At 52.2% G+C, this 26,750-nt stretch carries 24 protein-coding genes and 1 pseudogene; 7 read left to right on the top strand and 18 right to left on the bottom strand.

Annotated features, from left to right (window positions below; genetic code table 11):
• Nucleotides 1-180, bottom strand: a pseudogene (locus L5470_RS10440) (hypothetical protein); the annotation flags it as partial.
• A gap of 432 nt (nucleotides 181-612) precedes the next feature.
• Here L5470_RS10440 and tpiA point away from each other — a divergent pair.
• A complete protein-coding gene (gene tpiA, locus L5470_RS10435) occupies nucleotides 613-1,335 on the top strand; it encodes a triose-phosphate isomerase (protein WP_099798681.1) in 723 nt (240 codons plus the stop codon).
• On the opposite strand, the gene L5470_RS10430 is transcribed toward tpiA, so the two are convergent.
• Nucleotides 1,325-1,597 carry a hypothetical protein gene (locus L5470_RS10430; RefSeq protein WP_499499874.1) on the bottom strand — a complete coding sequence of 91 codons (273 nt, stop codon included), beginning with the start codon at nucleotides 1,595-1,597 and terminating at the stop codon, nucleotides 1,325-1,327. The genes tpiA and L5470_RS10430 overlap by 11 nt on opposite strands.
• Nucleotides 1,598-2,170: 573 nt before the next feature.
• On the opposite strand from L5470_RS10430, the gene L5470_RS10425 reads away from it, so the two are divergent.
• Nucleotides 2,171-3,415 carry a vWA domain-containing protein gene (locus L5470_RS10425; RefSeq protein ID WP_499499872.1) on the top strand — a complete coding sequence of 415 codons (1,245 nt, stop codon included), beginning with the start codon at nucleotides 2,171-2,173 and terminating at the stop codon, nucleotides 3,413-3,415.
• A gap of 39 nt (nucleotides 3,416-3,454) precedes the next feature.
• Here the strand turns inward: L5470_RS10425 and L5470_RS10420 are convergent, their stop codons facing one another.
• Nucleotides 3,455-4,234 (bottom strand): SAM hydrolase/SAM-dependent halogenase family protein, encoded by a 780-nt coding sequence (locus tag L5470_RS10420; protein ID WP_499499870.1) that lies wholly within the window; start codon nucleotides 4,232-4,234, stop codon nucleotides 3,455-3,457.
• 91 nt (nucleotides 4,235-4,325) lie between these two features.
• Here L5470_RS10420 and hisH point away from each other — a divergent pair, with 91 nt between their 5' ends.
• Nucleotides 4,326-5,006, top strand: coding sequence for an imidazole glycerol phosphate synthase subunit HisH (hisH, locus tag L5470_RS10415; RefSeq protein ID WP_099798677.1), 681 nt, complete (start codon nucleotides 4,326-4,328; stop codon nucleotides 5,004-5,006).
• 22 nt (nucleotides 5,007-5,028) lie between these two features.
• On the opposite strand, the gene L5470_RS10410 is transcribed toward hisH, so the two are convergent.
• Complete coding sequence (locus L5470_RS10410; RefSeq protein ID WP_499499868.1) at nucleotides 5,029-6,693, bottom strand: iron uptake porin; 1,665 nt, start codon at nucleotides 6,691-6,693, stop codon at nucleotides 5,029-5,031.
• Nucleotides 6,694-6,916: 223 nt separating this feature from the next.
• Here L5470_RS10410 and L5470_RS10405 point away from each other — a divergent pair, with 223 nt between their 5' ends.
• Both L5470_RS10405 and L5470_RS10400 read left to right on the top strand, forming a co-directional pair.
• Nucleotides 6,917-7,447: a DciA family protein gene (locus L5470_RS10405; protein ID WP_099798675.1), complete on the top strand. Its 531-nt coding sequence runs from the start codon at nucleotides 6,917-6,919 to the stop codon at nucleotides 7,445-7,447.
• Between the two features lie 241 nt (nucleotides 7,448-7,688).
• Nucleotides 7,689-7,898: a hypothetical protein gene (locus L5470_RS10400; protein WP_499499865.1), complete on the top strand. Its 210-nt coding sequence runs from the start codon at nucleotides 7,689-7,691 to the stop codon at nucleotides 7,896-7,898.
• A 478-nt stretch (nucleotides 7,899-8,376) separates the two neighbouring features.
• Here the strand turns inward: L5470_RS10400 and L5470_RS10395 are convergent, their stop codons facing one another.
• From L5470_RS10395 to L5470_RS10360, 8 genes are all read right to left on the bottom strand, one after another.
• Nucleotides 8,377-8,904 (bottom strand): LabA-like NYN domain-containing protein, encoded by a 528-nt coding sequence (locus L5470_RS10395; RefSeq protein ID WP_499499863.1) that lies wholly within the window; start codon nucleotides 8,902-8,904, stop codon nucleotides 8,377-8,379.
• A gap of 309 nt (nucleotides 8,905-9,213) precedes the next feature.
• Entirely contained in the window at nucleotides 9,214-11,004 is a 1,791-nt protein-coding gene (locus tag L5470_RS10390) for a serine/threonine-protein kinase (RefSeq protein WP_499499861.1), read from the bottom strand.
• A 97-nt stretch (nucleotides 11,005-11,101) separates the two neighbouring features.
• Complete coding sequence (locus tag L5470_RS10385; RefSeq protein ID WP_499499859.1) at nucleotides 11,102-11,911, bottom strand: tetratricopeptide repeat protein; 810 nt, start codon at nucleotides 11,909-11,911, stop codon at nucleotides 11,102-11,104.
• Nucleotides 11,912-11,949: 38 nt separating this feature from the next.
• Nucleotides 11,950-12,432: a 2Fe-2S iron-sulfur cluster-binding protein gene (locus L5470_RS10380; protein WP_099799938.1), complete on the bottom strand. Its 483-nt coding sequence runs from the start codon at nucleotides 12,430-12,432 to the stop codon at nucleotides 11,950-11,952.
• Nucleotides 12,433-12,483: 51 nt separating this feature from the next.
• Nucleotides 12,484-13,155 (bottom strand): V4R domain-containing protein, encoded by a 672-nt coding sequence (locus L5470_RS10375; RefSeq protein WP_448534486.1) that lies wholly within the window; start codon nucleotides 13,153-13,155, stop codon nucleotides 12,484-12,486.
• Nucleotides 13,156-13,190: 35 nt separating this feature from the next.
• Complete coding sequence (locus L5470_RS10370; protein ID WP_448526550.1) at nucleotides 13,191-13,676, bottom strand: bilin-binding protein; 486 nt, start codon at nucleotides 13,674-13,676, stop codon at nucleotides 13,191-13,193.
• Between the two features lie 32 nt (nucleotides 13,677-13,708).
• Nucleotides 13,709-14,278 carry a hypothetical protein gene (locus L5470_RS10365; RefSeq protein WP_198406027.1) on the bottom strand — a complete coding sequence of 190 codons (570 nt, stop codon included), beginning with the start codon at nucleotides 14,276-14,278 and terminating at the stop codon, nucleotides 13,709-13,711.
• On the bottom strand, nucleotides 14,259-14,996 hold the full coding sequence (locus L5470_RS10360) for a V4R domain-containing protein (RefSeq protein WP_448513852.1): 738 nt from the start codon (nucleotides 14,994-14,996) through the stop codon (nucleotides 14,259-14,261). Before L5470_RS10360 ends, L5470_RS10365 begins: the two co-directional genes overlap by 20 nt.
• Before the next feature lie 500 nt (nucleotides 14,997-15,496).
• On the opposite strand from L5470_RS10360, the gene L5470_RS10355 reads away from it, so the two are divergent.
• Entirely contained in the window at nucleotides 15,497-15,823 is a 327-nt protein-coding gene (locus L5470_RS10355) for an MGMT family protein (RefSeq protein WP_448513853.1), read from the top strand.
• Here L5470_RS10355 and L5470_RS10350 read toward each other — a convergent pair.
• Entirely contained in the window at nucleotides 15,820-17,181 is a 1,362-nt protein-coding gene (locus L5470_RS10350; RefSeq protein ID WP_227517386.1) for a PP2C family protein-serine/threonine phosphatase, read from the bottom strand. The two genes, L5470_RS10355 and L5470_RS10350, sit on opposite strands and share 4 nt — an antisense overlap.
• Nucleotides 17,182-17,828: 647 nt before the next feature.
• On the opposite strand from L5470_RS10350, the gene L5470_RS10345 reads away from it, so the two are divergent.
• Nucleotides 17,829-19,121: a DNA methyltransferase gene (locus tag L5470_RS10345; protein WP_499499856.1), complete on the top strand. Its 1,293-nt coding sequence runs from the start codon at nucleotides 17,829-17,831 to the stop codon at nucleotides 19,119-19,121.
• Here the strand turns inward: L5470_RS10345 and L5470_RS10340 are convergent.
• From L5470_RS10340 to L5470_RS10320, 5 genes are all read right to left on the bottom strand, one after another.
• Nucleotides 19,116-19,967 carry a Tab2 family RNA-binding protein gene (locus L5470_RS10340; RefSeq protein WP_499499854.1) on the bottom strand — a complete coding sequence of 284 codons (852 nt, stop codon included), beginning with the start codon at nucleotides 19,965-19,967 and terminating at the stop codon, nucleotides 19,116-19,118. The two genes, L5470_RS10345 and L5470_RS10340, sit on opposite strands and share 6 nt — an antisense overlap.
• 144 nt (nucleotides 19,968-20,111) lie before the next feature.
• Entirely contained in the window at nucleotides 20,112-22,007 is a 1,896-nt protein-coding gene (ftsH2, locus tag L5470_RS10335; RefSeq protein ID WP_499499852.1) for an ATP-dependent zinc metalloprotease FtsH2, read from the bottom strand.
• Between the two features lie 65 nt (nucleotides 22,008-22,072).
• Nucleotides 22,073-24,487, bottom strand: a complete 2,415-nt coding sequence (gene recG / locus L5470_RS10330; protein ID WP_499499850.1) for an ATP-dependent DNA helicase RecG — start codon at nucleotides 24,485-24,487, stop codon at nucleotides 22,073-22,075.
• Nucleotides 24,474-25,313: a hypothetical protein gene (locus L5470_RS10325; protein WP_099799125.1), complete on the bottom strand. Its 840-nt coding sequence runs from the start codon at nucleotides 25,311-25,313 to the stop codon at nucleotides 24,474-24,476. The genes recG and L5470_RS10325 overlap by 14 nt, the downstream gene beginning before the upstream one ends.
• Before the next feature lie 154 nt (nucleotides 25,314-25,467).
• Nucleotides 25,468-26,640 carry a transaldolase gene (locus L5470_RS10320; protein WP_099799126.1) on the bottom strand — a complete coding sequence of 391 codons (1,173 nt, stop codon included), beginning with the start codon at nucleotides 26,638-26,640 and terminating at the stop codon, nucleotides 25,468-25,470.
• Nucleotides 26,641-26,750 lie beyond the last annotated feature (110 nt).

The raw sequence follows: 26,750 nt of genomic DNA, 5'->3' as shown, positions 1-26,750 counted from the left end.
GGCGTTGATTAAGGCTGCCACTTGCATCCGTGCCTGCTCTAGGGCGATCGCCGCCCGTTGACCCCACGCGTGAATACTAGCGGGGATTCCCCACGGCTGCTGCGCAACGGGCTGAAGCCGCGTTGCTTCGCTTTTCCCTTGAGCTGTCACCCACAACTTAATGCGGGTGGGGGCAGTCAAAGACCCCCTACWCACCTCAAGCATTTCTGCTATTGGGATTACGTTTATGTTTTGGTTCGTGGTTTCGCGCTTTTCAACACTAGCCAATTCGATACGCTCAACATCCTGCCATTGCTTGCAGTGGTTTAGGCTTGCCGCCAAAGCAGTAGTGACTTACTTGCCGGGATTTCTCCGTACTAGGATGTTTCTTCGCGTAGTTGATACGCCTACTTTCCACGTCTCTAGTTTAACACATAGAGAGGGCTAAAGCCCCCTGAGTTGGCTGTATCCCCTCGCTAAAGCGGAGGGGTTTTAGCCCGCCCACATCACTCCTATAATGCAGCTTTTAGGGCATCTTCAACTCGCCGAGGCAACCTCAAGAAACACTGAGGGGGACAGTGGGTATGGTACGCTTAAATACGCCAACTGTTTCGCAGGGGAGATCAATTACGAGTGCGTCCGAAGGTTCTTGCTGGCAATTGGAAAATGCACAAAACTCAACAGGAAGCAATTGCATTTCTGGGAGAGTTTCTTGGCTATCTGGCGGACACCCCCGGCGATCGCGACGTGGTGTTGTGTGTTCCGTTTACAAGTTTAAGTGTACTTTCCAAAAGCCTGCACGGCACCCGGGTTAAACTAGGTGCCCAGAACGTTCACTGGGCAGAGCAGGGCGCCTTTACGGGTGAAATTTCTGCCCCAATGCTTGTGGAACTAGGAGTGCGCTATGTCATCATTGGCCATAGTGAGCGGCGGCAGTACTTTGGCGAAACCGATGCCACCGTTAACCAACGGCTCAAAGCGGCTCAAAAGCACGGTCTAACCCCTATTCTCTGCGTGGGTGAAACGAAAGCCCAGCGCGATGCTGGCGAAACCGAGGCGCACATTTTCAATCAGTTAGCCTTAGATTTGGTAGGGGTTGATCAAACTAACCTAGTGATTGCCTACGAACCCATTTGGGCGATCGGAACCGGAGAGACCTGTAACGAAAATGAAGCCAACCGCGTGATTGGCCTCATCCGTAGTAAACTAACCAACGCCGATGTTCCCATTCAGTACGGTGGTTCCGTCAATGTCAACAACATTGAGGCCATTATGGCGCAACCTGAAATTGATGGCGTTTTGGTGGGGGGAGCCAGCCTAGAAGCCGAGAGTTTTGGCCGCATTGTCAATGTATGACGGTCTCCTTAACCACGAAGTTAAAGCCTTGTACAACGCCCAACTCCTGCGGTATGGGCAGAGGGTTATTCCAGCCCACTGGCTGAACCGTGACCAGCGGTGAAGGATTTTTCAGGTTACCCCAGAGGTACACGTTTTCCCCCAGAAACCCTTTAGGAACTTGGATCTTGTAGGTACAACTGGTGCGAGTTGCATTGCTGAGAACGGCAGTGCTAGCCTGTTGTTGGGGGAAGTCTCCGGGCGTGTGCGGGTATTTCGTCATCCCAACTGTTAAGTCGTTGCAGGATACAGAAGGGGGCTTATCAATTTTACCCATAATCGTAGGGTTAACCTGGATATTATTGGGAACATTGAATTGTGCTGGTGTTGAACCGGTCGGTGCAATGGTAGAGGGGGCAGGAACTGCCTTGCTTAAGGTTGGTACCACAACGGTTGCTAGGCAGGCAAGTAGTAAGCTAGTGTTCTTGAACATGGGTGTACCCTTAGTTGCTGGTGAGAGAGTGCTATCAACACTGCTGGCTCAAGCCTTTTGTGTTGATACTCCTTATCTTAGGAAGAGCCACAATACAGCGGAGTGGCAGTTCTCACCTGTAGGACATGATGTTTATCACATCTGCCCTGTTACGTCGAGGTAGGATTCTCCAAGAACGTACCATGGGATATGTAGCGCAGGTAAACTACCGCTATTGGGTGTTGCTGAATGTGGCTATGAATTGCCCTCATCCCCAACCCTTCTCCCTAGGGAGAAGGGAGCTAAGATTCTTGTTCCCTCTCCTTTGGGAGAGCGCTAGGTTAAAACTATGCTTGATGAAAAAAAATTGCACAAGGAATAGCTATGACGGTTGAACTGGTTGCCAGACTTAGCGATGCTGTTGTTTCGGCTCAGCAGGGCGCGCAACGCCAATTAGAGCTAACCTTGACGGCGCAGCGACAACAGCAGGAACGCGCCCCCCTCAATCTCTGCCTGATTTTGGATCACAGTGGCTCGATGGCGGGCGACCCCCTAGCAATGGTTAAACGGGCTGCTCAATCGTTGGTGGATCGCCTAGTGGCCGGCGATCGCCTCGCGGTGGTTGCCTTTGATCACCACGCGAAGGTGCTGGTGCCCAACCAAGTTGTGCGGGATAAAGAGACCATCAAAGCTAAAATTGCTACCCTCGAAGCCAATGGTGGTACAGCCATTGATCACGGGATGAAGTTGGGTTTAGAGCAACTGGCTCAGGGGAAACAGGGCACGATTTCCCAAGCATTTTTACTCACGGATGGCGAGAATGAGCACGGCGATAATAAGCGCTGTTTAGATTTAGCTAAATTGGCGGCAGAGTACAACATTACTCTGAATACCTTGGGGTTTGGGGTTCATTGGAATCAGGATGTCCTTGAGCAAATTGCCGATGCGGCTAGAGGTCGGCTGGTTTTTATTGAATACGCTGAACAGGCGATCGCCAGTTTCCAATCCCTCTTTCAGCACATTAGTACCGTGGACTTCACCAATGCCCATGTTGTACTAACCCTGAGCACCCTCGCCCAACTGGCAGATTTCAAACCCGTGACCCAAGTCGCTCCTGACACGATTGAACTGAGCTACGAAACCCACGGTGCCGATCAGTACACGATTCGTGTGGGAGATCTATCGGCCACCATTAAGCGTACCCTCTTGATTACCCTCTATACCCAACCCCTACCGCTGGGTACCCACGTCATTGGTGCGGTTCAGGTACGCTACGACGATCCCGTGCGTCAGCAGTCTGGCCTACTATCTGAGCGGATTCCCCTTACCCTCGAGGCGGTAGCCGACCATACCCCAACGGTTGATCCTCAGGTGCAGCAAAGTATTTTTACGGTCGAGAAATACCGTAAAACCCAGATTGCAGAAACCAAATTACAGTCTGGTGACACCGCCGGTGCGGCCACCTTCTTGCAAAGTGCAGCCAAAACTGCCCTGCAAATGGGGGATACTGAAGCGGCAAAGGTGCTACAGGAATCGGCTACTGAACTACAGCAACAGTCTGCCCTGAGTGAGTCTGCTCGCAAGCGCACCCGTATGGCCTCGAAGACGGTTTTGAGCAAGTCCCCTTAACTGCGATTCCCCATCTGCGGTGGGGGAGTGCATCCATCGCTAGAGCAAGCAAACGGTGTCACCATTCCGACAACCCAGAACCTTTTCGGCACTGCCACCATTGACCGCCACTTCAATGAAACCGTGACTGCCTACCAATGCAAGGCAGGAACCGGGAGGGCGATCGCCGTAGGTATTAACCAAGGCAACCCGGTGTCCGGCAATTTCAACAACCCCTTGGCAGCCATGGAGTAGCGCTGCAGGTAGGGTGGTAATGACATTGCCAAAGTGGTCAATGGCCTGTACCCAGCCCCGCACTCCCTCTGGGGTCACTTGATAGTCAAGCTGGGGTAAGCGCATGAGACTGTTGGGGTCAAGGGGGGTACCTAGGGTCAGTAAAGGAACACCGGCGGCCAGATGTGCTGCCACGGGAGCAAAAATATCGCGGCCATGGAATGTGGCACTAGGGTTGGGATGACGCCAGAACTGGGGGCGATTCAGCTCCACCGCGATTTCAACAGGGTAGCGGTGCAAAACGTGGGTAAATACTCCATTATCGGGGCCGACGCAGTATCCTATCCCTAGCTTGAGGGCGATCGCCCGCCGCGACGTGCCCACCCCCGGATCAATAACAACCAGATGAACCGTTTGGGGTGGAAAATAGGGCAGTGCCTGCAACAGTTGAAACCCACCAGTGCGGCAGTCCTGAGGCGGCACCTGATGGCTGAGATCCACCCATCGTACCCGAGGATTCACTGCCAGCATTGTTCCCTTCATAACCCCAACATAGACATCCGTATTGCCGAAATCTGTTAGTAGCGTTACTAGTGCGTCATTCATGATCCATTCCTAGGCGCTCCAGTGTTTGGTGTGAGGTAATTTACACTAGAGAGGCGTATCCTAAGCTGACCTATTTTGAGAGAGAACGCTTGTGACTTCTGCCACGATCGCTATTATTGACTATGACATGGGGAATCTCCATTCCGTGGCTAAAGCCCTTGATGTGGTTGGCGCTACGCCCATTGTCAGCGATCGCGCTGCTGACATCTTGAGTGCGGATGCTGTCGTTTTACCGGGAGTGGGTGCCTTTGATCCCGCGATGGCTCGTTTACAGGAACGGGGGCTAGTAACCGTTATCCATGAAGTCATTGCTAAGGGGATGCCCTTTTTAGGCATTTGTTTGGGGCTGCAAGTTTTGTTTGAGTATAGCGAAGAAGGTACAGCCGCAGGATTAGGCGTGTTTGCGGGTGCGGTGAAGCGGTTGCAGTCGGAACCCAACCTGACGATTCCTCACATGGGCTGGAATCAACTCACTCTGAAGCAATCGGATGCCCCCCTGTGGCAGGGGTTACCCCCCCGGCCGTGGGTTTACTTTGTTCACTCCTACGTTGTTGTGCCGGCCGCTCCACAATTGGTGGCCGCGACTGTCCAGCACGGTCAGCAAACGGTGACAGCAGCGATCGCCCACAAGAATGTAGTTGCCTGTCAATTCCACCCCGAAAAATCGGGTGCCATCGGTCTAAAAATACTGGAAAATTTTGTTCGCTTTGTACAGCAGTCTCCCCCTGCGCCGGTGGCGATCGCAACCTCAGCCCCATCCTCAGAGGGATAGTGAACCTCCCCCAAACAGAGGCTTAGAAACTGAACGTAGTACGAATTAACCCTTGCAAAATTGGGCTATTGGTTGAACTGTTGTTGGCATTCGTGATCGCCATGAACACTGGCGTGACAGCAATGTTATCACTGAGGGGGTAGCGGAAGAAAAGTTCGTAGTTCGTCTGGGTTGAGTCATTGATGCCCGGCACTGAGCCAAGCGAGTTAATAAAGGGTTGACCCACTGCCCCAGCCAATAAGGTACCTTCTGTGAATAGATCCCGATAGGCAAGCCCTGCCATCCAGGTTTGTGCGGTTGTATTTACCTGTCCACCTGCTGGGATGACAAAGACCCCCGGATCGACGGCAAAGGGGCCCAGTCCCAAAATCGTTGCCCCTGCGCCGTAGAGCTTGACCCCTGAGTAGCCATAGCGACCAAACAGGCCAAACCTGCCTAAGGTTAACTCGACGTTTAGCCCCCCTGCATTTTGGGAAATATTGAGGGTAGAAGAGTTCGTGTACTGTAACCGCACCGCAACATTATTTTGCTCATTTGCGCCAAAGGTGCGCGCGTACTCCAACTCAATGCTGCCTTGGTAAGGATCCCCAAACAGCCCACCGTTCACCGGCGCACCAGCAATTCCAGCGGCGATCGCATTCGTGGGTGCTCCAGCGGTCGCTGCAACGTAAACACCGCGCAATGTAAAGGAGCCTCCCCCAGGATTCCAGACAATGCTGCCGCCTGCACCACCCGGTCCATCCACAGGAAAAGGAACAATCAGACGGTTGTTGATAAAGAAACCGGAGCTAAAGTCACTGAACGAATCATTTGCATAACTATTGCCATCAATAATGTCACTGGGATAAAAGAGAGGGCCCGCCCCAATGGTTAAATGTTCCGTGGGCTGAAAACTATAGTAGAGACGGTAAAAATTGAGAGCAGGGCCAGCACCGAAATAGTCAACCGCACCAGCATTAACAAAGCCACCAACCCCCACACCACTGGCAGCAATCGCATCTAGACCGCCGTTACCAGTTTGTAGAGTCGTTGTCAATTGATCAGTGCCACGAAAACTGGTATTCAGGTTAATGTCAACCCGACTAATAACCGTGGGGTTATACCCTCCCCCCGTCAGTACGGTTCCAGTCACAGGATCAAAGACGCTACCGGTGTTCCCCCCTGCTTGGAAGGCCATGACCGCATCCACCGATAGTTTAGTGGTCGTAGAAAATTGGGTGGCTTCTAGGTTGGCAATGCGTCCCTCAACGTTATCTATGCGACCCCGCAGCGTGGCTAGCTCTGTGCTAAATTCTTCGGCGAGTCGCTGTAGCGTGGCTAGCTCTTCTTTGGTGGCAAAGCGATCGCTCACAACATCTAAACAGGCATTTAAGGCGGCAGCCATTTCAAAACGGGTCACGGCGCGGTTGCCGCGAAAGCTGCCATCGGGATAACCGGCAATACAGCCATATTTTTCCACTAATGATGCTAGTGCCTGATACGCCCAATCGGTGGGTTGCACATCGGACAGTTGCGACACTGAAGTAACTTGTCCCATGCGGTGGCTATTAGGGGCAAACTGCTCTAGCTCTGTAAGATCTTGACCACGGTTCAGGAACGATTGGGGTTGCGCAAGACTACCTGCCCCAGTAACCAGCAAACTGGCTGCGACAGTAGGCGCTAAGAAAATTGATGTCTTCCGACTCATAACTTACCTCACTTCCCCACACGATTCCTTTTTTCAACCACACCCTGACTATACTCATGCTGTGGCTATTCCTTGATTATCATTATCACTGTCTTTTATCACCTGTCAAGCAAGGAATAGCCTCTAGAAACCGGCCTAGTCCTGCCAACGGCTATTGCCCTCTGATGGTGATCCCGCTGCCCACCGCCTAAAATTGTGGTGACCCCTATCTTGCTCCTCAACGATGGCTTACTCCTCTTTAGCCACTCTTCTCGATCGCCTAGGGCAGACAAGCGAATGGCAGCAGCCGCAGCATTTTTTGCGATTACTTGAGCAGTGGCCTCATATTGCTGGTGAAATAATTGCGCAACAGTCATTTCCGGTTAATCTGAACGCACAGGGAATCCTGACGGTGGCAGTAGCCAGCAGTACCTGGGCACACCACCTCACATTTTTGCGATCGCAACTCTTAGCCAAGATTCAGCACACCCTTGGCATTGAGCTTCAGGATATTCGCTTTTCCCATCGCTACTGGTCGGCGCCACGCCCTGCCCCCCCTGCAACCACTACTCCGTTGCAACGAGCCACTACCTTGCCAAAACTTCAGAATCCGGCCAAAACACCTCAAGAGGCGTTTCAGCGTTGGCAACAGCAAGTACAACAGCGATCGCGATCGCTCGGCACCTGCCCAGTGTGTCAGTGTCCCACCCCAGCCACTGAGTTACACTCTTGGGGAGTTTGCGGCCTGTGTTATGTTCGCCAGCGTCCGGTGTAACTAACTACCTTTGTGGGTATTAGGCGCGTCCAAGGGGCATTGGATAATATAGTTGCCGAATGCTAATGACCCTGAAGCAAGTCCTGAGGTAGCAAAACTCGATGAGTTGGAAACCTTTGTCGGCTCAAAAAAAAGTCTGAGCCAGTAGTGAGTTTCACAATCCGCACTGCAAACTCAAACGCCCTTTCCCGTATATCCTTCATTTACTTTTTCCTTTTACCTTTTTCCTTTTAAGACGGTTTTGGTGGCGGGTGCAAGTCGCGGTATTGGACTTGCGGTTGCAGGCCATTTGGTGGATCAGTGCGATCGCCTATTGGCGGTGTCCTGCACTTCGGCTCCGGTAGGCGAATGGGTACAGGTAGATCTATCTAACTTGGCAGGCATAGAAACGGTGGTCGACGCGATCGTAGATGAAGTCTTAGATATGCTGTTGTATATGGACGGAACCTAGGAAACCCACGCACTGACTCCTCAGTATCGCTTTGAAGTAATTGCCGTCAACCTAGTGGCACCCATTCGGTTAGTACGGGATCGTTGAGCAAGAGTCCCAATTCGGCTACTGTGAATGAAGGACACCATTACCGAAAACGCCGTAAAGCCCCTGCCTTCAGGCATGGGGATATGAAGGCGCATGTTGTGTTATCGAAAATTTTGGGTCTAAAAACTCGTCTTTTAGAGTGGTTTTAGTTTAAACTAAAACCAGAGGTAAGGGTAATCAACCTCTCTAAAAACCCAATAGCCTAACGGCTAGAAAACAACCTAAGTTTTTTTGGTTGGTTTAACAGTACCTTTGGGCAAAAGGGAACTGCCCCGAAAGGGGGAACGCTTGGGGAGATAAGCACCGCTGCCGTGGAGGGGAAACCCGAAATGGTAAGTGCTGTCGCAGAACCAAGAACAAGAATCCCCTGCCTTTAGGCATGGGGAGTATGTCAAGAGGAATGAATATCAATCTTTTCAATGAACGTGCGAATCTTGTTGAGGTCAATGTAGCGATCAGTGGCGTTACGCAGTTCGCGGGCAATCATGCCTTCTGTCGAAACAACAGTAATGTGAGTATTTTTTGACCGGAGTAATTCGATGGCGCGCTCAAAGTCACCATCACCGCTGAATAGAACAACGCGATCGTACTGGCCAACAGTGTTAAACATATCAATGACGATTTCAATGTCTAAATTTGCTTTTTGGGAGTATTTGCCAATACTGTCGTCGTAGTACTCCTTGAGCAGTTTGGTGCGCACCGTATAGCCCAAGTTAATCAAGGCATCCCGAAAGGATCGCTGATCTTGGCTGTCCTTGAGGCCGGTGTACCAAAATGCATTCACAAGGACGATATTAGGCTCCCGCGTAAAAAATTCAAGCACGCGGCGAGGATCAAAAAACCAGCCATTCTTTTGCTGGGCATAAAACATATTATTCCCATCGATAAAAATAGAAAGACGTTCTTGATGGGGGAGCATAGAGAGGTAACCTAGAGAAAGATCAATCGGTTGACAACACCATGAATAATGGAATTAGGGTCGCTTAGATATACGCATCACTGGTAACAAAGATTTAGATTTACAAGTACAGTTTTATCTGCGATTTTATCAGGATCAAGTTTTATCAGAAAAGAGCGATGCCCTTGTGACAGAGAAATGCCATAAAAAGTTCACGGCAAACACTTTTTAGAGAAACTTACTTAAAGTTTAATAACTGTAAACTATTGTAATGGAATTCAGCGAAACCGACTAGAGGGTGCGCTGATTTGTGCTGGTAAAACGTAGGGATTAGAGGATCAAATCAATATCCCAAGTTGTAATATCCCATGTTTCTAAAACGTAGCTTTGATCGCTGCTGCGAATGAGCCACAATTGGCGATCGCCAGTAAAGCCCACACCGTGAATCTCCTGCTCACTTTCGGCAGTGCCAACAATTTCGCCATGGTAGGTTACAACGTTCAGGCTGCGGCGACCTGCCACCACATACCCCCATGGAGTTGAGCAGAGAAACCGCGGACGAAAGCGTAGCCCTAAGCGTTGCACGCGCCACGGTCGAAAATTCACCAGCACCAGCAAAGGCTGCTGGGGATGATCTTCAAAGGCAGCAAGCTGCCACTCCCGTTGTAGTGCAGGGGTTATGAGGCTCAAGTTTACCGGCAGTTGCGTTTGCAGTAACCAATGCCCGCGGCGCTGAAACAAATCAAACTGGGTGCTGATGTGTTCCGTTTTGGGACACTGGTAGCGACTGACCACCAGACCGTAACGACGGTTAAGGAGGAATGTACCGAGCCATTCGCCGCCATGCCAATCCCAAACAAGGGTTTGCTGCCGTACCCCATGGAGTAGATGGAGGTGCAGTAGGAGCTGTTGCTCGTGGACAAGGGTTTCTGCACACCAGTAGCCACTCGCATCGATGGCGAAGGTATGGGCAGCCATTGAGAGGGGACAGGGTACGGGAATGATGTTGTCCTGTACCCACAGCAGTTGTGGTGTTGGCAGGCTCAACCGTAACCAACAGCTTGACTGACTGGTGAAAATCTCTGTCGTCTGCTGCGTCACAGGCCATTGCTGCTGGATCGCTGGCATACCCTGCGCTGCTGACCAAGCAATGAGCTGATCGCCTATGAGACCATAGACCGCAGATTCAGTACTCAGCAGCTGTCGTGGGAGGCTGGCTAAGCGGTGCCCCTGAGGGGGTGATAGGAGATAGGCTGCGGGGGAGCGCGAAAACAGGAGTGATTGCTGCTGCTGTTCGGCATCAGTGACTTCCAAGGCCAGTTGTACGGCTAAAGCCATTTCCGCTGCGGTTTTATAGCGTCGCTGGGGCAGCTTATCCAACGCCTTGGTAATAATGTTGCGGACTAGAAATGGGATATTCTCCGGTAGTGTGTAAGGACGGCTCAAGTGTGCTGCGATGAGTTCGGCAGGGGTGCCATGGAAGGGGCGATCGCCCACCACCATTTCGTAAAGCAAAATACCGACAGCGTAGAGATCCGACACAGGAGAAGTTTGGCCGTAAAAGCGCTCCGGTGCCATGTAGGCCGGGGAACCCGTCTGGCCGGTGCCTGTGACATCTTCAATGAGCCGCGCCACCCCAAAATCCGAAACCTTGGCGTGCCAGCCCGTGGGTTGCAGGTCTAGCAGGATATTTTCGGGCTTGAGATCGCAGTGGATAATGCCCCGATGGTGGGCATAGCTGAGGGCAGACAAAATATCAAGGATAATGCGTAATGCGGTTGTCAAGGGTAAGCTTTGCTCCTGTTCAAGGAGCGATCGCAGTGTGCCGCCCACGCAATAGTCCATCACTAAACTGCGGTACTGCATCTGCCCCTGCTGGCGGGCAGGAATATAGTCAATGGCCTGACAACTCACCACATGAGGATGCTGCAGCGTCAGCAAGAAGTTGAGTTCCCGTAAGAACCCGCGGGTGAGCAAGTGTCGCTCATTGAGCACCTTAATGGCAACCAGTTCCCCAGATTCGCGGTTCACACCGACATACACTTGCCCATACTGCCCCTGCCCGGCTACATCCAAGAGCCGATAACGAGAGGTTTGGGCAGCGTGAGCCGTGAGTAGCAAGGGGCCTCAACAACAAGGGTTAACAACAAGGACTCCAACCTTTATTCGCTGTTGCGCTAGGTGAAATACAGATCAAATTTAGCAACGTTGAGGTTTTTCAGGAAAAGAGCAATTCTAGGGGAACTTCCTTCTCCGCCTGCTCAGCGCTGCCTACTTCGTGGATGCGTTTGGCTAAATCCCGTGCCCGCTGATAACTGGCAATATCACCACTTTCAAAGAACAGTTTAGCAGCGGTTCGCAAATCTTCGACGGCACCCTTGCGATCGCCTAGGGTAGAGCGTGCCACCCCACGATTGTGGTATGCCTTAGCATAGGCATTGTTGATGCGAATAGCTTCTGAGTAATCCAGCACCGCTGCTTCTGCATCTCCAAGGCGTTGGTGGGTTAGGCCGCGGTTATAGTAGGCTTTTGCATGACTTGGATCCGTTTGAATCACTTGAGTATTCTTCTCAATTTCCCGCAGACAGTCGAGCACCTCTTCAATTTGTTTTTGCTCCGTATCCAGAATGCGGGTGTAATCGTGAAGATCCCGCGTCCCTTGGTTGAGCTGAAGTACTTGCTGCTGCACATCTTCGAGGCGATCGCGCACTTGACTCAGAGCAAAGGTCAGGTTTGTCAGGTTCGACTGCTGCGTTGCCTGAGACTCGATCACTTGAGCCATCTGTTCGCGCTGTGCCTCAGCAAATTCCTTAAGGCTCGCGTTCAGTGTCTTGCGGCTGACAAGGTTTAGGCCCACCGCCAAGGATAATGGCAGCGGGGCGATCGCCGTCAAAATGGTTTGCTGAGTTACTGCGGCTGCAATGGAAAGAAGCACCGTCAACCCAGTTGCCCCCGACTCCAACAGCTCAAAACCCCCTGCTTTTGGTACAGATGGGATAGGATTTGCACTTAAATCACGATTTTCCATGGTTTAGCTCCCTATAAACTTGTAAACAGACGGCTGCCCTAGGCATCCGACGTATTGGCAAGAAATTGTCCCACTTGCACTTGGGTATCTTTTAGCTGGGTAATCATCGTCCGGGTAATCAGCTTACCCGCTTCCACCAAAATGCGCCCATCCAGAGGATGCAGAATATCCTGCTCTGCCCGCCGCCCAATCAGGGATTCAATATCCTCCACTGCATTGACGTACATCCCTGAGGGTAACTCCACCACCACCCCTGAGCCAAGAACCCGCGCCTGGCAGGCAAGACGCGACGATGTATTAGCGGTTGTAATCACCTCTAAGGTGCGCTGCTCTCGCTTAGTCATCGGCGAGAGGCTTTCCATCCCTTCCTTGATATACACGTGGCAGGTGGCACACATCCCCCGCCCACCACATTCTTTGAGGACGTGTAGTTCAGAGTCCAACAGCGCAGACAGCAAATTATCGTTGGTGTTAATGGTCGTTTCCCGAGAAATGGGTTCGAGTTTTACAACTTTTGCCACTGCTGTGTGCTCCTCAATATCCGTCCGTATCATTCATTTTGAATGATAGCCCTAAGCAGTCTGGGTGCGGCAGAGCCGCTCCATAACCGTGTTGTGATCCTGCCCCTCCTGTAACCATGCCTTAGCAGGTTCCACCCGCTCCCGCAACCCCAACACAAAATAGTTATTGCTTGCGCCAAGGGTTTCACAGGCCGTTTGCACACAATGGAGATCCCGACCCGTGAGTTGGCTAAAGAAGGCCTCCAGAATGCCAGCCTCAGCAAAACACTGCGGCTGACCAGTAGCCTTGGGCGCAGCCTCTGCAAACGCGGAGTCCCAAGTTTTCACCACCAAAAAGCCCTGCTGATAAAAGCTAACATCCAAGTCCAGGGTGCCCCAGCCATGAGTTTTCCAGCATTCCTTAAGGCACTGCAAAAACTCAATCATTTCCATCTCCGCCAGCGGGCGACCATAGTACTCGCTCACATCTTCCACAAAGCGACGGTAAAAATTCTTGCCCCACCAGCGACCACAGTTAAACAACACGACCCCAGTGGCTTGGCCGACTTCGTGATCGAGTCCTGTGTAGATCGCTTGCAACAGCACATCCGGCAGGGCAATTAAGCGGGCACCTTTGCGATTTTCAATCAGCCCTGTTTCAAAATCCCCCTGAACGTAGGCATCAGCAGCAAAATAGTTACCCGGTAAAACAGGGTCTTTGACCAGATCAGCAACAGAAATCATAGAACATCCTCTTAAAAACTCTCAAGATAGCAGGCTTAGGATTGAACGCTAACAACCGCAGGGATCCCCACAAGGGTAGCTTGGGCATGATCCAACAGGGGCAAAATTAAATCCTGCTCAGCATCGGTGAGCATTTCCTTGAGGCGGGCACTCAAGAGGTCGTGGCAACTGGTCCACACCGTTTGGGTTTGATGAGCATTGACAACTCCCGTCAGCCATTCCAAGAGGCGGTGTTGTAAAAATTCAGGATTATTCAGGAGCATGGCCATGGCCGCGTAGCGCAATAGGGCAATCGACTGCCGCAGCACTTCCTCAAGGGTGCGGGGGTTTTCCGTAGGATAGTTCTTTTGGAGTTTGTCAGCAACGGGTTGGAAAATCTCAACCTCATGATCCCGCAAAAACTCGTAGGTGTGTAGCCGCTGTTGCAGGGATTCAACATGATGCCGCAGGACTTTGATGTCAACATTACTGAGGTAGTTTTCTTCGGCTTTGTAGTAGAGGTTCATTAATTCGGTATGCATAGGGGTCTCCTTAAAACTCCTTAAACAAGCGTTTAGAACAGAGTAGACAGGTCAGACAGGGTGAACTCTGGTTCAACTGGGGGCGCAGGATCTACCACGGGTTTACTAACTTGGGCGATGACGGGCTGACCGCTCCAAGGGATTCCTGCACAAAACTCGGCCACCGACCGTCGCCACAGAGACACCCCCGGTTCAAGGGCAATTGCTTGGTCAGGCCGACCGTCCCAGTTGAGTTGGCCAAAAAAGGTGGCCACAGACCAAGCTGGCCATGCCGCTGACACAGGTCTATCGCTTGCGGTACCTGCTGCTAAGGTTTCATTGACAGGAAGTATGACACCAATCCCCTGCCAGTTCATGCGGCCAAAGAAATCTTTGACGTGGTACCGTGACCATTCAGTGGGGCTGGTGGTGGCAGGGGGTGCACTTGAGACCAATCCAAGCCAATTGACCCGCTGCCAAAACTCACTCACGCGCACGGTGTGCCAGTTCATGAACGCTGGCTCAAGGGTGGGTGTATCTGCCACAGGTAAGCCAAGCCAGTTAAGGTGCGCCAAGAATTCAGCCACGGGGCGCTGCTGCCAGTTACCGCTTAGCTGTTGCATAGACAAGTTCCCCACTGCGGAGCCGTTTTTCAATATCCCGTGCAGATGCCCCTTCGTTTTGCCAAAAGGCTGCTGCATCGATGCGATCTTGTTTGCCAAGAAGGAACTTGCAGTAGGTTTCGCCCATGGCGTAGCACTGGATTTCAATGCAACTGAGGTCTTTTTGAATGAGGCCACTAAAGAAACCAGCAAACAACCCTGCGTAGAGATGGCAGACGGGGCGACCGACATCCCCAAGGGTACGCGCCACTACTGAGTCAAAAATGTTGATAAACATGAAGCCGTGCTTCTGTTCACTGAGATCGACTTCCCAGTTGCCCCATCCTTGGGTCGTGCAAGGCCACCACCAAGCCTCTAGGACGTAGGGTAGCCGCATTTGCTTGAGACCTTGCTCGTAGCCGTATTCCTTGGGAAACCACTCTTGAAAGAAGCGGGCATCTCGGCGGCCCCATTCTTCGCCAATTTTGTACATCACAACACTGGAGGCGGGGCCAACTTCTTCTTCAAGACCTTCTATTAAGCCAATAATAAAATCCTCAGTGACCAAGAGGTTGCGGGCATTATTCCAATCGGTGTAGGTGCCGCGATCGCTATCAAATTGAAAGAAGTCCCACAGCGCATAATGGTGGTGGCGCTTCGGATACTTTTTCTGCAGTAGGTGGTTGGCACCGAAGTAACTACCGGAGGCGGCAGGGGGGCGAGAACTTGTCATTGTCATAGAGCAACTCCACAAAGATGGTTCAGAAAAACAGGTGGATACCTAACGTCCTTGGCAGAGATTGTCAAACCCAAAGAACCGAAACCCAACGGTCATAAAAAACTCCATAGTGGTACAGGTGAATAAACCCTAGCCGCTGTACCCAAGGTGGCTAAGAAACGCACCAGCAGTTGAAACTCTTTGGTGAGGTTGCAACTGAGACTCTCAAGAATCTGAGGGTATATTCCCATTCTTATATGATTTTCTTAAGTCATTGCAAATCAATGATTTCCTGTGCATTATTTCTTAACTGAATGTATTAATCTTGTTACAGGCTGTTTCACTCACGAACACGGCACAAAAATATAGCGTGCAAAGAAATCCCTCATTAGGGCACGTACACTCGTGTACTAGGCTTAATTTAGTGGGTTCTTCCTCTTGGTTGCCTCCGTGCTAATACTGATTCAACCCCTGTTATTGACCCAATAAGGTAAATTCTTGTAAAGCCGTGCGTGGGTACCATGCAGCAACCATCCTCCCATACGTTCCAGCAGTGTATCTACCAACTGGTGCAGCAGATTCCCTGTGGCTACGTGGCCACCTACGGCCAAGTGGCGGCTCTGTGTGGCTGGCCACGCCATGCCCGCTTTGTGGGCTATGCGCTATACCAAGTGGCTCCAGATTCAGACATTCCGTGGCATCGGGTAGTCAATGCCCAAGGGAAGGTGTCTCTCTCGTGGCGCCGCGGCGGTTCTGACGAACTACAACGCTGGCGATTAGAGGCAGAGGGGGTGGTCTTTAATGCCAATGGCCGCATTAACTTGCGTCGCTACGGTTGGCAGCCTTAATCCATCACCCGCATCACAATTAAGGTCATGTCATCGCTGATGCGCCCTTCCACACCAATAAAGTCGATGACTGCTGCAAAAATGTAGTCGAGCAAGGCTTGGGCATCTAAGCCTTTCGCGCACGCACGTTCGAGGACAGCGGCCAGCCGTGCTTCTTCGAAGCGATCGCCCTTGGGATTGTCGGCCTCGGTAATCCCATCGGTGTAAAAAACAACGGTGTCCCCGGGCTGTAGCCGCACTTCTACTTGCTGATATTGGGTGCGCTCATCGAGGCCAATGAGCATGCCGTAGGTGTCTAGTCGTTGGACAGTACCGGTTTCGGCCCGCCACAGTAGCGGGGGTAAGTGAGCAGCGTTGCTGAAGGCTAGGACACGGGTTTGCGGATTGTATTCGGAGTAAAAGAGGGTGACAAAGCGATGGGAACTCTCTAGGTCAGCCTTCATGGCGCGGTTGAGATGCTGTAAGATGCGGCTGGGACGATGCCCGTTCAGTGCCTCAGCCCGCAGCATTCCCCGAGTCATGGTCATAATCAAACCCGCAGGAACACCTTTGCCCATGACATCCCCAATGGCGATCCCCCATCGCCCTTGACTAATGTCTTGACTATCGGCAAGTCCATAGGTAATGGGAATAAAGTCGTAGTAGTCCCCCCCCACCCAACTGGCGGTGCGACAGGCGGCAGCCAGATCAAGCCCTTGAATCTTGGGGCAATGGCGCGGTAACAAGCGGCGCTGAATTTCGGCACCAATTTCCAGTTCGCGGTCAAGACGTTGGCGATCGCGCAGCTTCAGAGCCATCTCATCGTTGGCAATGGCCACTGCGGTTTGATCGGCAATCACCTGCAGGAGTTGCTGGCGCGTTTCTGTCCACTCGTAGGTGGGTTGCTGGCTAAAGACGTAGAGCCGTCCGCGCTCTGAAAGGTTGGTATCTTTGACCAAAATCGTGGTGCCGTAAAACTGAATGCCCGCAGGAAGACGATCTTGCAATTGTTGATCGAGCACATGCTCTAAGCGGGGGCGATCGCCATGGGGATCAGTGGTCATGATCCCGACACTGTTGGCTAGGGTACGGGTGGCGGTTTCTAGGGCGGCGCGGATATTGGGGCACTGATCACTGGCATGACAGTGAAGCTGCTCCAGCCGTGCTTGACCGTCGGCACGGAAGAGTACCAAGGCAGCGGCCTCTGCTTCGGTGACACGGCAGCTAATCAGCGGGATTAACTCAAAAAACTGGTTGAGGTTATTAAAACTGCGCAGGGCAAAGCTGAGAGAGGCCAATAATTCTTGAATTTTACTGGTCTCGCGCTGTAACCGAGACACCATCTCTTTGAGGGCGATTACAGGACTCGAGGAACTCATAGCAGCAAGGGAAGAGGCGGGTAACATGGGCAGCCAATGACCGCAAAAGAGTCAATTGCCTGTACAGCGTAGCGCAAAAAACGTCAAGATGAAAGACGTTTGGATTTTTTATACTACTTTATAGTAGTGATGTGGGCGGGCTAAAACCCCTCCGCTTTAGCGAGGGGATACAGCCAACTCAGGGGGCTTTAGCCCTCTCTATGTGTTAAACTAGAGACGTGGAAAGTAGGCGTATCAACTACGCGAAGAAACATCCTAGTACGGAGAAATCCCGGCAAGTAAGTCACTACCGCTTTGGCGGCAAGCCTAAACCACTGCAAGCAATGGCAGGATGTTGAGCGTATCGAATTGGCTAGTGTTGAAAARGGCGAAACCACAAACCGAAACATAAACGTAGTCCCAATAGCAGAAATGCTTGAGGTGAGTAGGGGGTCTTTGACTGCCCCCACCCGCATTAAGTTGTGGGTGACAGCTCAAGGGAAAAGCGAAGCAACGCGGCTTCAGCCCGTTGCGCAGCATCCGTTGGGAATCCCCTCTCTTTCAAGGAGGGGAGAAGTCAAGCCGAGCCACCCCTATAGCGTCCTGACCCTCCCATCAGTTATCTTATTAAAACTCTGCCCCCCCCACAGAACAATGCAGCTCAGGGAATGGACTACAGCCGGCCTGAAATCAACCACGTGCGCTTAGACGATCTTGCGGCTCACGATTGGTATCGCTTTGTCCTGTCTTTTCCGCCTCACTTAGTGCAAGATTATTTAGCCAAGTTTCAAATTAACTCGCAACAGCAAGTGCTTGATCCGTTTTGTGGAACAGGCACGACAGTCGTGGAGTGTAAGAAACTAGGTATTCCTAGTGTTGGGATTGAAGCAAACCCGATGGCATGGTTTGCCGGAACAACCAAGCGGGATTGGACGCCGGATCCTCATACCTTACTGGAGATAGCCCTCGAAATTGCTACCCGGGCGCAAGCCGCTATATCAATTCACGGTGAACCTCTGAGAACCCTACCGGAGGAGAGTTATAGGCTGCTTTTGAAAAACTCTATTAGCCCACTCCCGCTCCATAAGACCCTTATTTTGTTGGAGGCTATTGAAGGCTATCCTGAGCAGAGCTATTCCTGCCATCTTAAGTTAGCTTTGGCTAAAGCGCTAGTGACATCAATTAGTAATCTGCGGTTTGGACCAGAGGTTGGTGTAGGTAAACAAAAGGAGGATGCACCAGTGGTCGAAGCTTGGCTTGAGGAGGTCAGCAGGATAGCAAACGATTTGCCTCAACTGGCACCCTTAATGTCTGTTCCCAGTAAAATCTATCGTGCGGATTCTCGGCAAATTTTACCAGCCTTGTCACCCAAGTCTATCGATGCAGTGATTACCTCACCGCCCTATCCTAATGAAAAGGACTATACGAGAACGACTCGATTAGAATCGGTTCTCCTAGGATTTATCAAGAACAAAGCTGATTTACGTGCACTTAAGCAAAATCTCATCCGATCTAATACACGCAATATCTATAAACTTGATGCAGACGATCGCTGGGTGAATAAACATACAGGCATACAGGCGATCGCTAAGGAAATTGAAGATCGGCGAATTGAATTAGGAAAAACCAGCGGTTTTGAACGGTTATATCACCGTGCAGTTAAGTTGTACTTTGGCGGCATGGCTAAGCATCTTGCTGATTTACGCTATGTGTTACGGCCAGGGGCGCATCTTGCCTACGTTGTTGGCGATCAGAGATCCTATTTGCGGGTGATGATTCGCACCGGTCATCTTTTAGCAGAGATTGCCAGTGGATTGGGCTATGAGGTCTGTGGTATCGATCTTTTCCGTACCCGTGCGGCAACCATTACCAGAGAGCACGTTAGAGAAGAGGTGGTTATGCTGCGTTGGCCTGGAGAGCTGCCAAATTATCCCTATCCTTTTAGTGATCAAGCCTTATGAATCACTGCTGCTTTGGTATTCAAGGGGATGTAGCAGCCACAGTGCCGTGTAGGTGGTATCGTTTTCGGCAGGCTGAATCAGGAAAAAGTGTAAGCCTTGAGTGCGGGCGAGGCGATCGCGAAAGAGATCACCCGCAGCAGCAATCTCTGGATTGCTAAAGGTTAAAAAGACCCAGCGATCGCGCAGGCCACTGTGGAGGATCACGCCACAGGGTTCACCCCGAATGAATTCCAGCCGATAGGGCGACTGTTCCTGAAACCAGCGGGCAAGTTTCAACGACTTACGGCCAGCATAAAGAATAATCCCCGGAATGGCACAATCACTCGCAAGGCCGAGGTTTTCAGGCAGCATATCCATCTCAAAGGACAAAATTCGCAGCGGGTACTGCATGAGTTGGCTCAGTTGGTCGGGGCTAATGGCGGCAAATTGCCAGTAGTCTCCCCAGATATCATCGGGTAGAGGCAAAGGCGGTGGCTGATCGATCGCCAGTGGATCGTAGGCGGCGCCAGTGTAAGTTTGAAGGTTAGGATATGCCGCTGCCCGTTGCAAGAGAAATTGCTTGAGTGCCAACGTCCGTCGTGTTACCTCTAGGGGTAGATTTAAGCGTTGACAGGCAACTTCAATTAAACCTAGACTTTGCGGACGAAACACCTGAACGCGATCGGGCAAGGGCTGACCACAATTACGAAAGGCTTGAGTGAGCCATACTGAAGTTGCCAAAGGCTCTGGGCAAAATTCCGTGTAGTAAAACTGCTGCTGTGGGTCACAAATTACAAGCTCCCACAAAGGAATTCCTGTAGGAGTTTGCAGGGGGCGGCGATAAAAATCAACTTGCCAGTAGGACATTTTTCTGGGAATAAGCAGCAATATTTTATTAATAAATATGGAGTTCTCAGGATATGCAAAAGCACAAAAAATGAGGTGTCAGTTTTGATACCTGCACCTCAAATATTTCAACTATAGGGTTAACTACACTGGGGTAAAAAGACCCTACAGTTGCGGCACAAATCGTTCCTTATCGGGCACGACAGTATATTCAGCAACAATTTGCCGGAACTCTTCTCCGTCAATGGTTTCTTTTTCTATCAATAGGTCCACTAAGCGATCAATGACTACACGATGTTCACGGATCAGCTTAATGGCTAACTCATAGCTGTGCTGCACCAGTTCGCGGACTTGGGCATCAATGCGGGCGGCAATTTCTTCGGAGTACTCTGAGCGAGAGACTAGATCGCGCCCTAAAAAGACTTCGCCGTTTTGGGTTTCTAACGAGAGCGGCCCAAGGTCAGACATGCCAAAGCGGGTGACCATCTGCCGTGCCATAGCAGTCACCTGTTGCAGATCATTGCTAGCCCCTGTGGTGACTTCTGCATCGCCAAAGACGACGTATTCAGCGGCACGTCCCCCTAGGGCACCGGCCATCCGTGCCATGAGTTGCGATCGCGAGATCAGGCCTGAATCTTCTGAGGGCATGAACCACGTCAGGCCACGAGCCTGGCCCCGAGGTACAAGGGTGACCTTTTGAACAGGGTCGTGATCCTTGAGCAGCGTACCGACAATGGCATGCCCCACTTCGTGGTAGGCAATCAAGCGCTTACTTTTGCCGTCAATGAGGGGGGTGCCTTCCATGCCAGCTACAACCCGATCCACAGCATCATCAATTTCCAGCATGGTGATGGCAGGCTTGCGACGACGGGCTGTGAGGATTGCTGCTTCGTTGAGCAGGTTGGCTAAGTCAGCACCCGTGAAGCCAGGGGTGCGGCGAGCAATAGCCTCTAGGGAGACTTCAGGGGCGAGTTTCTTGTTACGGGCATGAACATTCAAAATCGACAGCCGGCCTTTAATGTCGGGGGCATCTACAATCACTTGGCGATCGAACCGTCCGGGGCGCAGTAATGCGGCATCGAGGACATCGGGACGGTTGGTTGCCGCAATGATAATGATGCCGGTGTTGCCCTCAAAGCCATCCATTTCCGTCAGCAACTGGTTGAGGGTTTGCTCGCGCTCATCATTGCCACCGCCAATGCCAGCACCGCGCTGGCGACCCACCGCATCAATTTCATCAATAAAAATCAGGCAAGGGGCATTCTCCTTGGCTTTCTTAAAGAGATCCCGTACCCGCGAGGCACCGACCCCCACAAACATTTCCACAAACTCTGAGCCAGAAATGGAGAAGAAGGGCACACCGGCTTCCCCCGCAATAGCTTTGGCTAACATGGTTTTACCCGTTCCTGGGGGGCCCACCAACAGGACGCCTTTGGGAATGCGGGCACCCACTGCGGTGAATTTTTCTGGCTTCTTCAAAAAGGTAACGACTTCTTGGAGTTCTTCTTTAGCTTCATCGACGCCAGCAACATCGTCAAACATTACGCCTGTTTTGGCTTCCATCTGAAAACGCGCCCGGGACTTGCCAAAGTTCATTGCTTGGCCGGGGCCACCGGGGACGTTGCTCGAGCGCCGAAAGAGGAAAAAGAGACCGCCGATGAGCAAAATTGGAAAGAGAAGATTACCCAGCAGACCCCAAATAGCGCCATCGTTGCGAGTCGGGTGAACGTCTAGTTCAACGTGCTGCTCGCGCAACTTACTAATAATCTCGGGGGAGGTGCCGGGCATATCGACCCGTACGCGCAAGGGTCGTCCATTGACTAGCTCTGGGTCAGACACATCAACAATGGCGGTACGGCCGTTATCAAAAATATCGACTCTACTAATGCGCCCAGCATCCAGATAACTGAGAAACCGACTATAACTCATGCGGGTGCTGGCGGTGTTGAGTGGGGGTTGGCTTTGGCTGAGCATAAAGTTGCTGGCACCCTGCCAAATCAACACTCCTACAAGGAGTAGGGGGATTGACCAAAGAAGCAGTGTTTTCCAAGAGACTTTCATGGGCGGTATTTATTATTCAGATTCTTAACTAAATTTAACATAAGGATCAGGAGAGTGGGAAACCGCTAATTCATCATCCCCTCGAGGAGGCGATCGCGCCGTTGCTTGAGGGTTGAGCGCAGCAATGGATAAGCCTGTAATTCTGGATCCTTAGCGAGCAGGTCGGCAGCGGCCTGCCGAGCGTCCTCCAAACAGTCTTGGTCGTCAACTAAGCTCGCGAGGGCAAAATCCGGTAACCCCGATTGACGGGTTCCCAGCACTTCACCGGGACCGCGCAACCGCAAATCCATTTCAGCAATAAAAAAACCATCTTGGGACTGGGCTAAGACGTTTAAGCGTTGCTTGGCGGCATCGCTACGGGAGCTATTGAGCAAGATACAGAAGGACGGATAGCGACCGCGCCCGACCCGACCCCGCAGTTGATGAAGTTGGGACAGGCCAAAGCGTTCGGCGTGTTCAATGAGCATCACTGTGGCATTGGGGACATCCACCCCGACTTCCACGACGGTGGTGGCCACCAGAATATCTAGTTCTCTTTTGGCAAACGCCTGAATCGCTGTATCTTTTTCGCTAGGGTTCATGCGGCCATGGAGGAGGCCAACGCGAAAGTTGGGGAAAATATCGCTCTGGAGACGGTCGTGTTCAGCAATGGCAGATTTGAGATCTAGCTTTTCTGACTCTTCCACTAGGGGCAGAATAATATAGGCTTGGCGGCCTTGCGCTACTTCACGGCGGATAAGATCGTAGGCATGGGGGCGATCGCCCCGTCCTAGTACGGTTGTTTGAATGGGTTGGCGACCGGGGGGGAGTTCATCAATTTGGCTCACCTCCAGGTCGCCATGGAGCGTCAAGGCCAAGGTACGCGGTATCGGTGTGGCGGTCATGGTCAATACATGGGGAAGCTCCCCCTTCGCTTGCAACTTGGCGCGCTGAGCGACCCCAAAGCGATGCTGTTCGTCAATGATCACTAAACCCAAGCGAGCGAAGGTTACCCCGTCCTGAATGAGGGCATGGGTTCCCACTAGGAGCGGTAGCTCCCCCGTGGCTAACTGATCTAGGATCTGTCGCCGTTTGGCGGTACGGACTGACCCCGTCAGCACTTCTACAGGCAGATGCAGGGGCGTCAACCACTCCAGAAGTTTACGGTAGTGTTGCTCAGCGAGCACTTCGGTGGGGGCCATGAGCGCTGCCTGATAGCCAGACTGAATGGCTGCCAAGAGTGTAATTACCGCCACCACCGTTTTCCCGGATCCCACATCCCCTTGAACCAGGCGGTTCATGGGAACCGGTTGCTGTAAGTCTGCCAAAATCTCGGCCACAACCCGCTGCTGCGCTCTGGTGAGTTCAAAGGGCAGCTGGCCATAAAACTGCTCAATGAGTTTCCCTTGAGGGCTAACGGGTGGGCTGTGCTGCTGCTGGTGTTGGCGACGACGTTGCAGCAGGCTCAACTGCAAATAAAAGAATTCATCAAAAATGAGCCGTCGCCGTGCCTGTGCGAGGCAGTCGTGATCCGTGGGGAAGTGAATCTGCCGCAGGGCGGTTTCAAGGCCGATTAAGCCATGGGCACGGGCGATCGCCGCGGGCAGGGGATCGGGGTACCCGCTCAGCAAGGGCAGCACGCGATCCACAGCACGGCGCAGGATGCCGGGGGAGATCCCCTCGGTTAGGGGATACACCGGCACAATGCGCCCCACCGACAGAGACTCAATCTCAGCGCCAGCGTGCTCCAGCACCTCTAGCTCCGGGTTATCGAGGGTTAGGCCATAGGTGCTGGCTTTCACTAACCCGGAGGCTGCCACAGTGGTTTGCGGGGCATACAACCGCTTTTGTTGCTCCTGCCACCCCCGCTGGGCATAACGCGCCCCAGCATAAAAGCGACTGAGACGAATTTGGCCACTGCGATCCTGGAGCACCAATTCGAGGATGGTTAACTTGGCATTCCGGGGACTGGTAAAGCAGTTGCAACGGCGTACGGTGCCCACAAGGGTCACGGTTTGCCCTGGCTCTAGCTCACGAATCGCCACTTGACGGGCATAATCAATGTAATCGCGCGGAAAGTAGTAGATGAGATCATTCAGCGTGTAAAGACCGAGTTTGGCTAAGCGATCGGCAGTGCGATCGCCAATGCCGGAGATTTTTGCAAGGGATTGTTGCCAAGGATCGGGGCGCGGTGCAGCCGTTAACTGTTTGTGCACCTCGTAGAGGAGTTGGCGGGTTTTCACCACAAGGTGCTGTCGCTCAGGGGTGGAGAGGTTAGGGTAGTCTGCGTAGGCGGCAGCGGTCTGTTGCCAGCGATCGCGCACCTGAGTTGGCAGGTGTTGCAGCGGGGCTTGACTGAGTTCTTGGTGTAAATATTCGCTAAAGCGGGAGGTCTTACCCTGCAAATTACAAAAGCCCCGCTCGGTTTCAATGGCAAGGGCGCGTTGTAAGCGTGGCCAATCCAGTGACACCGAGGGTCTCCTTACGCTAGTCCGCGGCATCCTGAAAATGGTTGGCTTCGTTGGCTTTCCACGTCTGCCACCAGACACGGCTGGCTTTCAGGGTCAGGTACTGGCGCTGTTTTTTATGCAGTTGCTGTTGCAGGCTGGCCAACCGGGATTCCAGTTCGCGAATCTGACTGCGCTGATGAGCAAGGGAGGGGTGCTGAAACTCTAACTCCTCCAACTGGAGATAGATGGCTGCTATTGGATGAGGGGCCGGGTTTGCACTCTTGTCTTCAGTGTTCGCGTTCTCCTGCGTTTGTTGCTCCTCCAGCATCATCGTGAGCAGATGGGGAATGCGACCCAAAGGACGATTTTCGGCCTTACTGGCAATATCTAGGATGACGGCAATGGGGGCAGGGGGCAAAATTGCGGCACGTTGCAATAGGTGATTCATCTTGAGAGAGCCGCGGTACAGGGTTTTGCTGAGTTTCTTCTGTAGGGAGTCGTCCGGGGCGATAGAATCCTCAGCCTCATCCTCGGAGTCATCGGGCACTGCCGCTGCAGATTCCTCGCCTGCGTCCTCTTGGGCTGACGCTTCCTGCTGGTGCGGCTGAAGGCGCAGAATCGCTGCTTCTAGGCTCAGGGCAAGCTGATAAATACGCTGTTGCAACTGTTGGCGATCGCCCTCCTCAAGAGTTAGAAACTGCTCAGGAAACACTTGGGTGCACACTTGGTAGCTAACAGTAATAAGCTGCTGACGGGCGATCGGAGCTAGTACCTGAAGGTATGCATCATAGAGGTGGCGCATTTCTTGGAGGGTACCCATCAGCAGCCCCTGCAGAGCCAGTACTTCCTGTTCAACGGTTTCTAAACTTCCAGACATAGACCTCCACTGTTCGCTAGCGTGCGAGGGGACATCCCCATAGCCATCTCCCAGACGAAAACTATTAAAGACTATTAATATTAATATCTTGGCAAGATACTCCCCTGATAGGCCAACCAGAGGAGTATCGTAGCAGCATTGACAACGTAGTCAGCTAGCGAGCCTTGGCTAAATGCAGCACAGCCCCCAAGCCCGCACCCATATCTTCGGGTGTGACTTTACCGTCATGATTGGCATCAAGGGCATCAAACACCGCATCGGTGCCTAACCACTCTTCGCGGGTAATAATTCCATCACCATCCAGATCGTAAACATGAAACAGCTCCTCTGCCGCATGGGTCAGGGTCGATTCCCCTTCGAGTCGTGCCAGTCGTTGCGACAGTAAGTCTTCTAAGGTTTCTAATGCCTTCGTAAAGCCCTTAATTCCCTCATCCAGCTTTTCACTAGCCATCGCATCAGCGGCATGCATTTGGGCAAACGTCACCTCATCCATCGTCAGTTTCTCAATGGTGAGACTAGCGGCAGTCGCTGGGTCGAGCTTGCGGGGTAACTCGCCGTTGGTGCTCTGCAATTCCTGTAGCAGAGCCGGAGAAATGGTCAGTAAATCGCAGCCTGCTAGCTCAGTAATTTCGCCAATGTTACGGAAACTAGCGCCCATGACTTCAGTGGCATAACCAAACTTCTTGTAGTAGTTATAGATTCGGGTGACAGAAATCACCCCCGGATCCTCGCTGGGCGGATAGTCCTTGCCGGTTTTTTTCTTATACCAATCCAGAATGCGACCCACAAAGGGGGAAATTAAGGTAACACCCGCTTCAGCGCAGGCCACCGCCTGATGTAGCCCAAACAGCAGGGTGAGGTTACAGTGAATCCCTTCTTTTTCTAGCGTTTCTGCGGCGCGAATCCCCTCCCACGTTGAGGCAATTTTAATCAGAACGCGATCGCGCCCTACCCCCGCGGCTTCGTACTGGGCAATGAGATCCCGGGCTTTAGCTACGGTTGCCGCTGTATCGTAGGACAGTCGGGCATCCACTTCTGTCGAGACCCGACCGGGAATAATGTTTAAAATTTTTAGCCCAAAGGCCACGGCTAAGCGGTCAACGGCAAGGGAGACGACCTCCTTTGCGGTGGCTCCAGACCCTAGGTGCTCTTTTGCCTTGAGTAGGGTCTCATCAACAATCGGCTGATATTCGGCCATCTGAGCGGCGGCGGTAATCAACGAGGGATTAGTGGTCGCATCGCGGGGGGTAAATTTTTCAATGGCCAAAATGTCTCCGGTATCTGCAACCACGACCGTCATTTTTCGTAACTGTTCTAGCAGGTTCATGAGACAGGCATCCCAAACGTGTCTCTTTTATCTTAGTGCGCCACCTCAAGACCCCGTTGCTCTCCTCCGGCTCGGCATTCCCATCCGTCGCAGCCGATATAATGCCGATA

This window comes from Synechococcus sp. PCC 6717 (assembly GCF_022698185.1).
Classification (GTDB): domain Bacteria; phylum Cyanobacteriota; class Cyanobacteriia; order Thermosynechococcales; family Thermosynechococcaceae; genus Thermosynechococcus; species Thermosynechococcus lividus.
This window is presented reverse-complemented; position numbering and strand designations above follow the sequence as displayed.

Bases quoted from the DNA above. Each gene is read 5' to 3' on its own strand.
- ftsH2 (WP_499499852.1), bottom strand. From the start codon at position 22,007: ATGAAAGTCTCTTGGAAAACACTGCTTCTTTGGTCAATCCCCCTACTC.
- L5470_RS10375 (WP_448534486.1), bottom strand. From the start codon at position 13,155: ATGATTTCTGTTGCTGATCTGGTCAAAGACCCTGTTTTACCGGGTAAC.
- L5470_RS10420 (WP_499499870.1), bottom strand. From the start codon at position 4,234: ATGAATGACGCACTAGTAACGCTACTAACAGATTTCGGCAATACGGAT.
- L5470_RS10385 (WP_499499859.1), bottom strand. From the start codon at position 11,911: ATGGAAAATCGTGATTTAAGTGCAAATCCTATCCCATCTGTACCAAAA.
- L5470_RS10395 (WP_499499863.1), bottom strand. From the start codon at position 8,904: ATGCTCCCCCATCAAGAACGTCTTTCTATTTTTATCGATGGGAATAAT.
- L5470_RS10430 (WP_499499874.1), bottom strand. From the start codon at position 1,597: ATGACGAAATACCCGCACACGCCCGGAGACTTCCCCCAACAACAGGCT.
- L5470_RS10340 (WP_499499854.1), bottom strand. From the start codon at position 19,967: ATGTCCTACTGGCAAGTTGATTTTTATCGCCGCCCCCTGCAAACTCCT.
- L5470_RS10425 (WP_499499872.1), top strand. From the start codon at position 2,171: ATGACGGTTGAACTGGTTGCCAGACTTAGCGATGCTGTTGTTTCGGCT.
- L5470_RS10360 (WP_448513852.1), bottom strand. From the start codon at position 14,996: ATGACAATGACAAGTTCTCGCCCCCCTGCCGCCTCCGGTAGTTACTTC.
- L5470_RS10320 (WP_099799126.1), bottom strand. From the start codon at position 26,640: ATGAACCTGCTAGAACAGTTACGAAAAATGACGGTCGTGGTTGCAGAT.
- L5470_RS10370 (WP_448526550.1), bottom strand. From the start codon at position 13,676: ATGCATACCGAATTAATGAACCTCTACTACAAAGCCGAAGAAAACTAC.
- L5470_RS10345 (WP_499499856.1), top strand. From the start codon at position 17,829: ATGGACTACAGCCGGCCTGAAATCAACCACGTGCGCTTAGACGATCTT.
- L5470_RS10350 (WP_227517386.1), bottom strand. From the start codon at position 17,181: ATGAGTTCCTCGAGTCCTGTAATCGCCCTCAAAGAGATGGTGTCTCGG.
- L5470_RS10355 (WP_448513853.1), top strand. From the start codon at position 15,497: ATGCAGCAACCATCCTCCCATACGTTCCAGCAGTGTATCTACCAACTG.
- recG (WP_499499850.1), bottom strand. From the start codon at position 24,487: ATGCCGCGGACTAGCGTAAGGAGACCCTCGGTGTCACTGGATTGGCCA.
- L5470_RS10410 (WP_499499868.1), bottom strand. From the start codon at position 6,693: ATGAGTCGGAAGACATCAATTTTCTTAGCGCCTACTGTCGCAGCCAGT.
- L5470_RS10365 (WP_198406027.1), bottom strand. From the start codon at position 14,278: ATGCAACAGCTAAGCGGTAACTGGCAGCAGCGCCCCGTGGCTGAATTC.
- L5470_RS10405 (WP_099798675.1), top strand. From the start codon at position 6,917: ATGGCTTACTCCTCTTTAGCCACTCTTCTCGATCGCCTAGGGCAGACA.
- L5470_RS10325 (WP_099799125.1), bottom strand. From the start codon at position 25,313: ATGTCTGGAAGTTTAGAAACCGTTGAACAGGAAGTACTGGCTCTGCAG.